The organism is Wolbachia endosymbiont of Cylisticus convexus (assembly GCF_003344345.1).
In genome coordinates, this window is sequence record NZ_QPIP01000236.1 from 16230 (window position 1) to 29326 (window position 13097).

Consider the following 13097-nt stretch of genomic DNA (forward strand, 5'->3'; position numbering starts at 1 on the left):
AAAGGGCTGACAAGGTGATCCCTGAGGGCTTTCATATTCATCATTACAAAGAAGTTTCAAGCACTAATAAAGAAGCGTTGGATTTAATTGATAAAGGAATATCAAATGAAACTGTCATTATTGCTGATAAACAAATAAAGGGTAGAGGGCGCACTGGAAAAAGCTGGATTTCTCCAGAGGGCAATTTTTATGCAAGTTTAATCATAGATCTCTTGCATAATCATTCTGGTGTCATTCCAATGCTGGATTCCAGCGTCACGCGCTGGAATGACAAAGAAAATTTAAGCAAATTAACAGAATTGACTTTTGTTACTGCTCTTGCTGTTGGAAATACTATACTGTCATTTATAAATGGTCTAAATCTCCAGTATAAGTGGCCAAATGATGTCCTTATTGATGGCAAGAAAATAAGCGGAATATTGCTTGAAAAAAGATCTAATTCGAATTGGCTCATTATAGGAATTGGAATTAATGTCAATCATGCACCACTTCCAGGAACAACGTGCATTAGCAATTATGGTGAGTCTGTGTCTAATATAGATCTACTAAAAAAATTAATAATAAATTTTAATCAGCTAAGAAAGCAATGGCTGTTTGATGGGTTTCATGCTATAAGAGAAATGTGGCTCACAAGAGCATTTAAGCTGAATAAGCAAATCAGTGTAAAGTTAGCTGACAAATTGTATGAAGGAATTTTTGCTGATATAGATAAAAGTGGTAAATTGGTGTTGCAGCAAAAGGATGGAAGCTTAATTTATTTTGATGCAGGTGAGTTATTTATTGATAATGCATTATGAATACATATGTAATTTTTGCTTACCTTATTAGTTTCACGCTGATTGCTGGAGAGCTAATTTTTACCATTTCTTGCTATACTAAAAGTAAAAAAATTCTAGAAAGCCTGAAAGATAATAATGAAGAAGAAACATAAGCGATTACTTATAACTTCAGGAATTTTCTGCTTTTTAAGCTGCATAGTCTTTTTTATTTTAACGACGCTCAAAGAAAATATCTCATTTTTCTATACAGTAAGTGAGGCAATAGTTTTACCAAATAGTCAAAAGCCAATCCGTGTTGGTGGAATGGTTGTTGAAAATAGCGTGATACGCAACGAAAGTGAAGTGATTTTTCAAATGACAGATTTTAACAAAAGCGTTGTGGTAAAATACCAGGGAATACTTCCACCAATATTTTCAGAAAAAAGTGGTGTTGTTGTGCAAGGTAAAATGTTTGATAATAGTACCTTTCTTGCAGATACGGTATTTGCAAAACATGATGAGAACTATATGCCGAAAGTTTTAAAATAGATTCCTTAACCTAGCTGTATTGAAATGGTATGTGAAAGAAAGCAACAGCCTGATATCAGGCTATTACCTTTTTTATTAAAGCAATCCGTTCTCTTCACCAGTAATATGGAGTAATGGAGGAGCTTCTCCAATATCTGGAATCGAATTCCTAAGATCTGCAAGTTCACTGTCTATACTACTTGTCTTGCTGCCTATACTATCTATGGTTGATGATAATTGTGTTATTATACCACTTTGAATTGCACTATCCATATTTTCGTCATACTTATTAATGCTGTTCATCAAGCCATCATAAAAATTTTTAAGGTGCTTTATGGTCAATATAATTTGTGGCATCTTATCAATCTCTTCTTGTATCATATCTTTAGTTATATCAAATTCTTCCTTTGTTTTACCACTGACAATCTTCTTTATTACTGGCTTTTCAAAGCTTGGTTTATCAAACTTCGGCTTCTGAAGTTGCAATGCATTATTTGATTCAACTTCTTCACTAGAATATAATTTTATATTTTTATTCATAATAGTTACCTCCTATAAAAAAACTACTTATCTTTATAAATCACTACTATACAAATAACAGTGAATCATTATTAATGTCTACTATTGTGAAGTCAGGAGCCTGTCCAATGTCTGGCATATCGTCCTTGATTTGCTTGAGCATCTCAATCATTTCCTTGTTCTGTTTACTCTGCTCTTCAAGTTCCCCTTTTAATGCATCAATAATAGCTTTGGACTGATCCTTACTGCCAAGATCACCAATCACAGCTGTCACTTTCTCATAAGGCAGTTTATGAATAATATCTTTAAGCTCTTCTGCACCTACGTTATCCAAAAGTTCTTTAAACTGTTCATTAGACATGTTGCGAGCAAAAGCTTGAAGTTTTTCTGGATTATCAACTAAAGACTTAATAATAATCTGAATCTTATTAGAATCAGTTAAATCCTGAGCAATTGCTTCAAGTTTCTCATGATCAAGCTTATTAACTAAGTCTTTCAGTTGGTCTTCTTGCAGACTATTTACTAAAGCTTTCAACTGATCACCTTCTAATTCTTTGGAGAGTATTGTCAAGTGGTGCTCAGCCAAGTCTTTTGCAAGCACTGTAAATTGTTCGTCATTTAAAGTTTTAATAAGTGCTTTGAACTGATCCACTTTTAAGTGAGGTAAAATTTCTTTTACTTGCTCTGGATTTAATTCTCTAACTAGAGCTTCAAGCTGAGCATCATTTAAAATAGGAACAATTATTTGTAATTTTTCTGGATTTAATTCCTGAGCGAGAGTGTGCAATTGGTGGTCAGTTAGATGATCCACTAAAGCTCGAAGTTGGTTATCTGTCAAGTTCCCTACTAATACCTGTAATTGATCACTATTAAGAGTATTGGCAAGAGTCTCCAACTGATTGTGTGTTAGATTCTCAACAAAAACTTCGGCAAACGTCTTTGATAATATTATATGATCTGGTATTGTAGATAATATATCTTTTATTACATCTTTCCTAAAATGCCATTCAATATATTGGAGTGCCTGATTGTCAGGTGAGTCAATAATATTTCCTTGATCGTCGGAGAAATAACATTTGTAGCCGTTATCTAACTCTTCCCATGTTAAATATTGATATTCCACTGGTTGTGCCTTAAGAACGTGAATATACATTGTGACATGATCAGAAAGTTTTGATACTTCGTAGTCAATTGATATCTTCATTAATTTATCATTCAGATATACGAAAGAATGCAAGTTATTTCCATAATCGAGCTTAGCGTTTCTAAACGGCACGAATGAAAATTTACAATTTGTGATTAGACCTTCTTCTTTATCACAACGGTAAGATATGTTTTTCAAATCTTTTCCATTCTCCTTTACGCATGGAATAATTGTAAAAAGACCATCTTCTAAAGCGTTGCAAAATTTTATAGGTAAGGTTAGTACTTTATCTTTTTTACCGTCCAATGGAGTACACATAATTTTTTTTAAATTACTCCAGGTTAACTCTTCACCATGTACTGAGCCTTGAAATATCCGCATTCTAGTCTCGTTCAATATTTCTTGTCCAGGTAAAACTTTAAAAACACGTTTTTTCCCTATCATAAGTATTGTCTAATAAATTTAATTATAGTTGTTCTAACATTTATTGATTAATTTATGATTAAGTTAATATATACTGAAATTATAATAATAGATATCACTAGAGAATTAGTATAAAACCCCGATGAACTAAATAGACTGACTTTATGGTATGTTGAAACCTATATTGGTGGAGGCAAGCGGGATCGAACCGCTGACCTTCTGCGTGCAAAACAGATGCTCTACCAGCTGAGCTATACCCCCACTTGCTTAAAGCATAAATCACTCAGGCTGAAATGCAAGAAATATTTATCTATTGCTAAATAATTAACAAGTTCTGCAGTTATGTATAATTCGCTATCTTTTTGTCTTTTCAGATTTGTAATCACTCTATAAGCTTTCCAAAATGAATCTGTAAATTGAAATTTAACAAGAAGTTTTCCTTCAAAAATTCTTAATTAAATTATCACTAACGCAGTATATTTATTTAACCACACATGAAAATTTTAGTTTGATTAAAATGGATAAAAACTATATTACTGTTTAGTACAGTTGAAAAATAAAATGATCCCGTAGCTCAGCCGGTAGAGCAACTGACTTTTAATCAGTGGGTCACGCGTTCGAATCGCGTCGGGATCACTCACAAACTTTTGAAAAACATGCTAAAAGAACAAGACAAAATATTCACCAACCTAAATGGTAAAGAAATTCCACTACTTGAGGGTGCAAAAAAACGTGGTAGCTGGCAAAAAACAAAGGAGTTACTAAATTTAGGATCAGAAAAGATCATTGATGAAGTAAAAAAATCTGGCTTAAGAGGTCGAGGGGGTGCAGGATTTCCCACTGGCCTTAAGTGGAGCTTTATGCCCAAAAATCCTCCAAAAGCATATTTAGTAGTCAATGCAGATGAGTCAGAACCTGGTACATGTAAAGATAGAGATATATTACGATATGAGCCACATAAGTTACTTGAAGGAATTCTCCTGGCCGGCAAAGCGATCAGCGCGTCAGTTGCGTATATTTATATCAGGGGTGAATTTTATAATGAATATTTAGTTCTAAAAGAAGCACTTAAGGACGCCTATAAAGAAAATTTAATTGGAAAAAATGCCTGCAAATCAGGTTATGATCTTGATGTGTTTATCCATAGGGGTGCAGGAGCTTACATATGTGGGGAAGAAACAGCTCAACTCGAATCAATTGAAGGAAAAAAGGGCTTTCCTCGCATGAAACCTCCATTTCCTGCAGGTGTTGGACTTTTTGGCTGTCCAACCACAATAAACAACGTTGAAACTATAGCCATGGTTCCAGATATTCTAAATCGCGGAGGAGAATGGTTTGCATCTCTTGGTAAACCAAATAATACTGGTACTAAGATTTTTTGTATTTCAGGACATGTAAACAACCCGTGTAATGTTGAAGAAGAGCTCGGAATTCCACTACGTGAATTGATTGAAAAATACGCAGGTGGAGTGCGAGGAAGTTGGGATAATTTACTTGCTGTAATACCTGGTGGGTCTTCAGTGCCATTAATTCCAAAATCTATATGCGATACTATTGAAATGGATTTTGATTCATTAAAAGCTGCACAATCAGGGCTTGGTACTGCTGCTGTAATAGTGATGGATAAATCAACTGATATAATAGCTGCAATAGAGAGATTATCACATTTCTATATGCATGAGTCCTGTGGGCAATGTACACCATGTCGTGAAGGTACTGGATGGATGTGGAGAATTATGAGAAGAATGGTAGCAGGAAATATTAAACCTGGTGAAGTAGATAAGCTACTTGACCTTACAACTCAAATAGAAGGACATACAATTTGTGCGCTTGGCGATGCTGCAGCTTGGCCAGTGCAAGGGCTAATCAGACATTTTCGTCATGTAATTGAAGATAGGGCAGTAACTTAACTTATACTTTTAAGTCGTTTTACTACTTAGCAACCAGAGTTAAAAAATATTGATTTCCTTCCCTTTTTGGCGCTAGCTCTACCTTTGCAATGTCTTCAGTATCTCTAATTAATCGTTCTAATTTTTCCAACCCGACCTCAGTATTTGTAAGTTCTCTACCTCTAAACCTCATTGTCGCCTTAACTTTATGACCATGTGTAAGAAAATCCTTTGCTTGACGCAACTTTGTTTCATAATCGTGATCACCTATATTAGGACCTATCTTAATTTCCTTTGTAGTTAATGTTTTTTGTTTCTTTTTTGCTTCACTTGCTTTCTTTTTTATATCATACTTTTGTTTGCTATAATCAAGTATTTTACATACTGGAGGGATTGAATCAGGTGCGATTTCTACCAAGTCTAAATTGACACTTTGTGCAGATTCTAAAGCTCGTTCTATTGGAACGACTCCGATCATTTCACCATTATGATCAACTAAGCGTACTTCCTTAGCTGTGATGAGTTCATTAATTCTGTTTTTATTGTTCTTTTTAACTTGCAAATTTTAGCTCCATTAACTCAAATTAATACTTTTTAACAGCAATTCAGTAGCCTTTTCCAAAGAAAAAGACTCCTGTTTTTTCGATCCCAAATTTCTCACTGACACAGTTTCGTTTGCAACTTCATTTTTGCCTATGATCCATAATATAGGCACCTTATTTGAACTATGCAAGCGTATCTTATAACTAATTTTTTCATTGGTCAAATCGGTCTTAACTCTCACACCTTGTTCTTTTAAAATATTGCTAATTTCTGTGGCGTAATCGTCAGCCTCATTTGTAATGGTCAGAATAGCAAGCTGTGTTGGAGCAAGCCACAGTGGAAATTTTCCTGCATAATGCTCTATTAGAATTCCAATAAAACGTTCAAAAGCTCCAAGAATTGCTCTATGTATCATAACAGGGTAGTGCTTTTGCCCATCTGCTCCTATATAAAAAGCTCCGAGCCGCTCTGGTAAAATCAAATCAACCTGTAACGTACCACACTGCCAGCTTCTTCCTATTGCGTCCTTTAGAACAAATTCTAACTTGGGACCATAAAACGCACCTTCACCTGGACTTGGTTCATAACTTAAGCCCGCTTCTTTAACGGCTTCAAGCAGCGCTTTTTCAGCCCTATCCCACACTTCATCTGTCCCAGCTCTCACATTTGGACGGTCTGAAAATTTTACAGAAATTTCATTGAACCCAAGCTCTGAATATACTTCTTTTAAAAGGTCACAAAACTTTACAGTCTCAGAATTAACTTGTTCTTCTATACAAAAAATGTGTGCATCATCTTGCGTAAAACCACGCACTCGCATTAGTCCGTGCAATGAGCCTGAGCTTTCATTCCTATGACATGTGCCAAACTCTGCCATACGTATTGGTAAATCGCGATAACTCCTCGTGTGAGAGTTAAAAATCTGCACATGACAAGGACAATTCATAGGCTTTATTGCTAACTTTTTATTTTCAGACTCGTCAACAACGAACATATTTTCACGAAATTTTTCCCAGTGCCCCGACTTTTCCCACAGCTCTTTGCCTACTAAAATAGGAGTTTTGACTTCAAAATAACCATTGTTTATTAATTTTTTTCTGATGTAAGACTCAAGAACATTATATAAAGTATATCCTTGTTCATGCCAAAAAATCTGCCCGACAGCTTCTTCTTGGATGTGAAATAAATCCATATCCTTGGCAATTTTGCGGTGATCACGTTTCTCTGCTTCTTTGAGATGTTCAAGATAAGCGTTTAATTCATCCTTATTTCTCCACGCGGTGCCATATATTCTTTGCAACATTGGACCCTTAGAATCACCATGCCAGTATGCACCCGCTACTTTCATAAGTTTAAACGCTTTAACTCTGCCAGTTGATGGTGAGTGCGGACCACGACATAGGTCTACAAAATCACCTTGCTTATAGACGGTCAAGTCTTGATCTTCTGGTATAGAGGATATAATCTCAACCTTGTATTTTTCGCCTATACCACTAAAGAAATCAATTGCCTGCTTACGAGTCCAAACTTTTCGGACGAATCTGTGGTTACTTTTTATAATTTCCTTCATTTTTTTTTCTATTGCAGCAAGATCGTCCGTGGTAAAGGCACGATCTGTAGCAAAATCATAGTAGAAACCATCCTGAATTGTTGGCCCAATAGTAATCTGAGTATTAGGAAAGAGTTCTTTCACTGCCTGAGCCATTATATGAGCAGCATCGTGTCTTATTATGTCCAAACCCACTTCGTCACTGAGCTGTATTACCTCTATCTCTGTGTCAGATTCAATTTCACGTGAGAGATCATATAACTCACCATTTACCTTCAGGGCAATTGCTTCCTTCAAAACATCCGGTTGTAATATATTAAAACCAGTAACTCTACCACTGTATTCTTTTACTTTTTGTTCAGTTGAAAAGGTAACTTTTATCATTCATCAGACCTTTTGTCATCCCAGTGCTTGACACTGGGATCCATGTTTCTTTTTTTTCTAGATTCCAGCGTCACGCGCTGGGATGACACCAAAAGGTGAGCTACTGATCTTTCACTTAAATAACAGTTGTACAAGAGATCTATTACATACTTGCTGTAAGAAATTTTAATTGTTGACATACCTAGTTAATAATACGGCCTATTCTTTTTCAATCTGAGTGCAATTGCATCCTCCCAAATTTCACCATTACGAAATAATTTTTCCTTATTATACATTAACTCTTCTCTTGTTTCTGTGGCAAATTCAAAATTAGGACCCTCCACAATTGCATCAACTGGACATGCCTCTTGGCAAAGTCCGCAGTATATGCATTTTGTCATATCAATATCATAGCGTGTAGTGCGGCGACTACCGTCTTCTCTTTCCTCTGCTTCAATAACTATTGCTTGAGCAGGGCAGATAACTTCGCATAACTTACAAGCTATGCATCGTTCTTCACCGTTTGGATACCTACGCAACGCATGCTCACCACGAAACCTTGGACTTAAAGGGCCCTTCTCCATAGGATACCTCAAAGTAACCTTTGGTTTGAACATATATTTTAATGTGATAGCAAACCCTTTAATTAACTCTACAAAAGACCAATACCAAGCTAATTTCTTTAGCATAAAATGTCTAAAACCTGCATTTATAACTATAATGTATATTGTCAATTTTCAAAATAAATATTTTCATCTGGATGACTTTTGTAGTTTTTCTATACAATATATTTACTAATACTGCATTAATATGAATAAGCAATATAAGTAAAAATTTTTTAGATTAGGTATTTTAAATTGCTAAATAGTTTATATGAATAATGACAAACACAAATGAAACTATTTTCGCTTTATCGACCGTATTTGGTAAGTCAGGAGTTGCAGTAATCAGAATTTCAGGCAACTACGCGCTTAAAGCTTTGAATCATTTTCATATTAAGAAAGAAATTAAACCAAGGTTTGCTACTTTAGTTGATCTATATGATGATTCCAATCAATTGATAGATAATGGAATAATCATCTATTTCCCTGCTCCAAACAGTTTTACTGGCGAGGATGTTATAGAGTTACAAGTGCATGGAAGCAAGGCAGTCGTAAAAATCATCTTGGAGGAATTATCAAAAATTTTCGTTATGGCCAGGCCTGGAGAATTCTCACTTAGGGCTTTTCTAAATAGTAAATTTGACTTAACGCAAATAGAAGGAATTGCAGACTTAATTGATGCTGAGACAAAAATGCAAGCTAAACAAGCGATTAAGCAGATATCAGGAGAATTGGAGAGACTATACAGCAATTGGAAGCAAAGATTGATAACGATACAATCCAAAATCGAAGCGTATATAGACTTTCCAGAAGATATTTGGGCAGAAAAAAATGAATTAGAAAAAATTAGTAATGAAGTGCAAGCTCTTGTGCGGTTGATACGAGAGCATTTAAATGATAATAGACGGGGTGAAAGGTTGCGTGAGGGTTTACATATTGTAATAACTGGTGAACCAAATGTCGGTAAATCAACGCTGTTTAATTTCTTAGCCAAGCGTGATATTGCTATTGTTTCTGAATATGCAGGCACAACAAGAGACGTGCTTGAAGCTCATATTGACATTGGCGGATACCCAATCATTCTCTCTGATACTGCTGGAATTCGTGAGAGTTCAGATCCAATAGAATCAGAAGGTATAAGTCGAGCGAAAAAGAGGTCTTGTGAAGCTGATTTAAGAATAGAACTATTTCCTTTTGAACAACGACATGATGTCAATTATCAAGCCACAGGCAATATACCATCTGTTGTACCAGTACAACTATGCAAATATTGTAATCAACAAACGGTGTCATCCCAGTGCGTGACACTGGGATCCAGATATAAAAATACTTGCAAATTATGCAATAGACAATGGATTCTGGAAACATGTGCTGAAAACAATGTTCATGATGAGATAAGCTGGATTCCAGTGTCAGCTACTTGCATGACATCAGACCAAAATGATACTATTTATGTATTGAGCAAAGCTGACAATGCAGTTAGTGAAAAAAATATACTGGTTGGCGGTGTAGATTTTCTACCTATTTCTATTCTAAAGGGAATAGGTACAAACAAATTGATCTCTCTTATAAAAGAGAAGGCAGAGGAAAAATTTGGGCATGATAGAGACACTCCTGTAATTACTCGGCAAAGACATAGGGGTCACATGCAGAAGGCGCTAGAACATTTACAACGTTTTAATATCGATAATCCAATTGAGTTGATATCTGAAGATTTGAGGCTTGCTGCATTTGAACTTGGTGCAGTAATTGGAATTATTAATGTTGAGGAAATATTGGATAGTGTGTTTAGCAGTTTTTGTGTAGGTAAGTAAGATTTTTATAGATTGCTTGAAATTAAATATTGTGGTAAAAAAGAGGTGGACGGATGGCCGAGCGGTTTAAGGCACCAGTCTTGAAAACTGACGTACGGAAACGTACCATGGGTTCGAATCCCATTCCGTCCGCACTTACTTCTCAGACTCATGATGTTAGTTAATTTTTAGAGCTTATTTAGATGGTTCGTAACGCTGTAAATCTTATCTAATCTAGCTACGTCTTTTTAAAATACATCCCTTTGTAAATTGACCTTATTAGCGAAGAAAGCTAATATCTATAAATAGATTACCATCTGAATATGGAAACCGATATAGTAATAATAGGTGCAGGGCCTGTTGGAATATTCACTGCTTTTCAAGCGGGAATGCTTGATATGAGATGTCATATAATAGATATTTTGGATCAAGTAGGAGGACAATGCACAGCTCTTTACCCAGAAAAGCCAATATATGATATACCTGGTTATCCTGTAATTACTGCCCAAAAATTAATTGAGCAACTAATGGAGCAAGCTTCACCATTTGAGCCCGCTTACCATTTAAATCAAAAAGTGGAAAAGATTTCAAATAACGAAGGTGAAAACTTTACTGTCATAACGAGCATAGGTACAGAGGTAAAATGTAAGGCTGTTATCATTGCTGCAGGTAACGGAATGTTTGAACCTAACCGTCCACCCTTAAGTGATATATTAGAATATGAAAATAAATCTGTATTTTACAGTGTAAATAAAATTTCTGATTTTCAGGACAAAACTATAGTCATTGCAGGGGGGGGTGATTCTGCGGCTGATTGGACCGTAGAACTTTCTAAAATTGCAAAGAAAATTTATGTGATACATAGAAGAAAGGAATTTCGCTGCACTCCTGAAACTAGAAATAAATTAGAATCACTTGAAATTGATGGAAAAATAGAACTTGTAGTACCATATCAATTACATGAACTAGCCGGAAATGACGGGCAGTTGATTGCAGTGATAGTAAAAAACATTGCCTCTAAGGAAGAAAAAGAAATATCCGCTGATTTTTTGCTGCCATTTTTTGGATTATCAATGAATCTTGGTCCAATAAACAATTGGGGTATACAGTTAGAACATAGCCGCATAATTGTCGACCCAGCTACACTTAGAACCAGTAGAGATAGGATATATGCAATCGGAGATATAGCTACTTATTCAGGCAAACTCAAGTTGATACTAAATGGTTTTGCTGAGAGCGCAATGGCTTGTTATGACATATACAAAGTAATTCACAACTCTCCAGTTAACTTTCAATATTCAACTTCAAAGGGAATTCATGGAAATTAAAGAGTAAGGACATGCATGAACCTGCATGCAGTTACCTCAAGCATAAGGGAATACAAACGAAAAAGATTACTTTACAAACCTCATCAGTCTCCTTATCATGACAATAAGAGTATTTATCCTTGTTTTTGATACGCGCGGTCTCAACGACAAAATTCAGTAAAAAACTCAGACATTTATTGGCAAATTACATAAAATTATAGCGGCTGCATGTCTTTTTTATTTTTTCTACATTCAGCCAAAACGCGCTTATTTTAAGCGTTAGCACATTATTATAATGCCAATTTAAATTATTATAGGGTCAAAACTCGTTACACGGGGATTCTTTTGCCTTTTTTTCGCTTGGTAAAATTTTTAATATTTATAGCTAAAGTAATTTTAGAGAGGTGTTATGTAAGTAGCTGACACACAGCTGTACGAGCATTCATTTTTGAAGGTAAATTGCATAGCAAAGGTGTCATCCCAGTGCTTGACACTGGGATCCATCTCTTAATACAGCCTCATCAAAAATGTTGTGTTTTAACATAAAATTAGCTGCTTCTATGCTCATAAACTTAATATCCAATCAAATTTTCTGGATTCCAGTGGCTTTGTTGCATCACTCAAGAGAAAAGAACTGGCAGTTACTGACAAAATTCATTATAGAATAGCCATTTAACCATTGAAGAAAAAATATGCCACAGCAAATGAAAGTCAGTAACTGCAATGAATATAACAAATTTCTCCAAGAAAGAGGAAATATTTTTCATTTTATTAATAGAAAATTGGTACGAACATGGTCCAAAAGTGTTCGGTGGCAACAATATTTACAGTGATAAAGTTGTGATTTTAGTGCATATAGTCGCTAGTCTCTTTAGAATTGGCTTAAGACAAACGGTAGGGTTTATAAAAGGATATTTGCAGCAAGTAGGAAAAGGCTTAGCAGTCATTAGCTATTCGCAGGCTTCAAGAAGGTTTAAAAAACTCAATATTAAGATCAATGATTGCAGAGTTGACAAAAACAATATGGAAGATATTGAAATTGCCATAGACAGTACAAGTATCAGTATTTATAATAATACCCCTGGTCACAGTAAGGAAAATAGTAAAGATAGAAAGTATCGCAGCTATGAACAGACAAGAAAATTGCATGTAATGTTGAATATAAATAGCAAAAACGCCATAGCTGTAAAATACAGTAACGGTGTCTACTCTGATCACTTGTGATCTGCTAAAAAAAGTTGATTTTCAGCATGTCGTAAAAGTACTATATGCCGATAGGGCGTACGATAGGCATAAGCTTTATAAATTATGCAAAGAATATAATATAAAAGCAAAAATTCTACCAAAAACCTGTGCAGCAGAGCATTTAAAAATAGACTACATGTCTGATAGGAACACTGCTATTAGGTTAATCAAATTACATAATGAAGATGGTATGAAGAAGTGGAAAGAAAAAGTAAATTATGGAAAGAGGTCATATATTGAGGTTTTTTTTTCGCGACTAAAACAAACATTTGGGTTTAGCTTTAGAAATAAATCCGAAGTAAATCGTGAAAAAGAATTGCTAATAAAATGCTACTTACTCAATAAATTTATTGAAATTGGCGTCGCTAAATTTGAGATAGCTTCATGAATTTATTATACATTATCTACTATCCAAAGAGCGATGCAACAAAGCC

The 13097-nt window shown here is 35.1% G+C and carries 12 protein-coding genes, 3 tRNA genes and 1 pseudogene; 9 read left to right on the plus strand and 7 right to left on the minus strand.

What is annotated here, in order from left to right:
• Nucleotides 1–14 precede the first annotated feature (14 nt).
• Genes Wcon_RS10965 through ccmE form a run of 3 tightly spaced genes read left to right on the plus strand, consistent with a single transcriptional unit; the run spans nt 15 to nt 1307 of the window.
• Nucleotides 15–797 (plus strand): biotin--[acetyl-CoA-carboxylase] ligase, encoded by a 783-nt coding sequence (locus Wcon_RS10965; RefSeq protein ID WP_114517124.1) that lies wholly within the window; start codon nt 15–17, stop codon nt 795–797.
• Nucleotides 794–931 carry a CcmD-like small membrane protein gene (locus Wcon_RS11525; protein ID WP_179943858.1) on the plus strand — a complete coding sequence of 46 codons (138 nt, stop codon included), beginning with the start codon at nt 794–796 and terminating at the stop codon, nt 929–931. The genes Wcon_RS10965 and Wcon_RS11525 overlap by 4 nt, the downstream gene beginning before the upstream one ends.
• Nucleotides 915–1307: a cytochrome c maturation protein CcmE gene (ccmE, locus tag Wcon_RS10970; RefSeq protein ID WP_114517125.1), complete on the plus strand. Its 393-nt coding sequence runs from the start codon at nt 915–917 to the stop codon at nt 1305–1307. Before Wcon_RS11525 ends, ccmE begins: the two co-directional genes overlap by 17 nt.
• 75 nt (nt 1308–1382) lie before the next feature.
• Here the strand turns inward: ccmE and Wcon_RS10975 are convergent, their stop codons facing one another.
• From Wcon_RS10975 to Wcon_RS10985, 3 genes are all read right to left on the minus strand, one after another.
• Nucleotides 1383–1826, minus strand: coding sequence for a hypothetical protein (locus tag Wcon_RS10975; RefSeq protein ID WP_114517126.1), 444 nt, complete (start codon nt 1824–1826; stop codon nt 1383–1385).
• Between the two features lie 46 nt (nt 1827–1872).
• The gene (locus tag Wcon_RS10980) at nt 1873–3393 is read right to left on the minus strand and encodes a magnesium transporter MgtE N-terminal domain-containing protein (RefSeq protein WP_114517127.1); all 1521 of its coding nucleotides are present in this window, start codon (nt 3391–3393) and stop codon (nt 1873–1875) included.
• Between the two features lie 164 nt (nt 3394–3557).
• A tRNA-Ala gene (locus Wcon_RS10985) sits at nt 3558–3633 on the minus strand.
• 302 nt (nt 3634–3935) lie between these two features.
• On the opposite strand from Wcon_RS10985, the gene Wcon_RS10990 reads away from it, so the two are divergent.
• Nucleotides 3936–4008: transfer RNA gene (locus tag Wcon_RS10990), tRNA-Lys, on the plus strand.
• A 20-nt stretch (nt 4009–4028) separates the two neighbouring features.
• Nucleotides 4029–5282, plus strand: a complete 1254-nt coding sequence (gene nuoF / locus Wcon_RS10995; protein WP_114517128.1) for an NADH-quinone oxidoreductase subunit NuoF — start codon at nt 4029–4031, stop codon at nt 5280–5282.
• 22 nt (nt 5283–5304) lie between these two features.
• Here nuoF and infC read toward each other — a convergent pair whose 3' ends face one another.
• From infC to nuoI, 4 genes are read right to left on the minus strand one after another with little or no spacing between them, the layout of a single operon-like run.
• Nucleotides 5305–5823 carry a translation initiation factor IF-3 gene (infC, locus tag Wcon_RS11000; RefSeq protein WP_114517129.1) on the minus strand — a complete coding sequence of 173 codons (519 nt, stop codon included), beginning with the start codon at nt 5821–5823 and terminating at the stop codon, nt 5305–5307.
• 12 nt (nt 5824–5835) lie between these two features.
• Nucleotides 5836–7737: a threonine--tRNA ligase gene (thrS, locus tag Wcon_RS11005; protein ID WP_114517130.1), complete on the minus strand. Its 1902-nt coding sequence runs from the start codon at nt 7735–7737 to the stop codon at nt 5836–5838.
• Entirely contained in the window at nt 7734–7916 is a 183-nt protein-coding gene (locus Wcon_RS11010; RefSeq protein WP_114517131.1) for a hypothetical protein, read from the minus strand. The genes thrS and Wcon_RS11010 overlap by 4 nt, the downstream gene beginning before the upstream one ends.
• 6 nt (nt 7917–7922) lie before the next feature.
• The gene (nuoI, locus tag Wcon_RS11015; RefSeq protein ID WP_114517132.1) at nt 7923–8405 is read right to left on the minus strand and encodes an NADH-quinone oxidoreductase subunit NuoI; all 483 of its coding nucleotides are present in this window, start codon (nt 8403–8405) and stop codon (nt 7923–7925) included.
• 191 nt (nt 8406–8596) lie between these two features.
• Between nuoI and mnmE the strand changes: the two genes are divergently transcribed.
• The 4 genes and pseudogenes from mnmE (at nt 8597) to Wcon_RS13680 (ending at nt 13051) form a co-directional block, all read left to right on the plus strand.
• Nucleotides 8597–10132, plus strand: a complete 1536-nt coding sequence (gene mnmE, locus Wcon_RS11020) for a tRNA uridine-5-carboxymethylaminomethyl(34) synthesis GTPase MnmE (protein WP_114517133.1) — start codon at nt 8597–8599, stop codon at nt 10130–10132.
• A 47-nt stretch (nt 10133–10179) separates the two neighbouring features.
• A tRNA-Ser gene (locus tag Wcon_RS11025) sits at nt 10180–10264 on the plus strand.
• 170 nt (nt 10265–10434) lie between these two features.
• Nucleotides 10435–11439, plus strand: coding sequence for an NAD(P)/FAD-dependent oxidoreductase (locus tag Wcon_RS11030; RefSeq protein ID WP_114517134.1), 1005 nt, complete (start codon nt 10435–10437; stop codon nt 11437–11439).
• Nucleotides 11440–12110: 671 nt separating this feature from the next.
• Nucleotides 12111–13051: pseudogene (locus Wcon_RS13680) on the plus strand (IS5 family transposase).
• Nucleotides 13052–13097 lie beyond the last annotated feature (46 nt).

Excerpts from the sequence above, each read along its gene's own strand:
- Wcon_RS11525 (WP_179943858.1), top strand. The coding sequence starts at position 794 with ATGAATACATATGTAATTTTTGCTTACCTTATTAGTTTCACGCTGATT.
- ccmE (WP_114517125.1), top strand. The coding sequence starts at position 915 with ATGAAGAAGAAACATAAGCGATTACTTATAACTTCAGGAATTTTCTGC.
- Wcon_RS10975 (WP_114517126.1), bottom strand. The coding sequence starts at position 1,826 with ATGAATAAAAATATAAAATTATATTCTAGTGAAGAAGTTGAATCAAAT.
- Wcon_RS10980 (WP_114517127.1), bottom strand. The coding sequence starts at position 3,393 with ATGATAGGGAAAAAACGTGTTTTTAAAGTTTTACCTGGACAAGAAATA.
- nuoF (WP_114517128.1), top strand. The coding sequence starts at position 4,029 with ATGCTAAAAGAACAAGACAAAATATTCACCAACCTAAATGGTAAAGAA.
- thrS (WP_114517130.1), bottom strand. The coding sequence starts at position 7,737 with ATGATAAAAGTTACCTTTTCAACTGAACAAAAAGTAAAAGAATACAGT.
- Wcon_RS11010 (WP_114517131.1), bottom strand. The coding sequence starts at position 7,916 with ATGTCAACAATTAAAATTTCTTACAGCAAGTATGTAATAGATCTCTTG.
- nuoI (WP_114517132.1), bottom strand. The coding sequence starts at position 8,405 with ATGCTAAAGAAATTAGCTTGGTATTGGTCTTTTGTAGAGTTAATTAAA.
- mnmE (WP_114517133.1), top strand. The coding sequence starts at position 8,597 with ATGACAAACACAAATGAAACTATTTTCGCTTTATCGACCGTATTTGGT.
- Wcon_RS11030 (WP_114517134.1), top strand. The coding sequence starts at position 10,435 with ATGGAAACCGATATAGTAATAATAGGTGCAGGGCCTGTTGGAATATTC.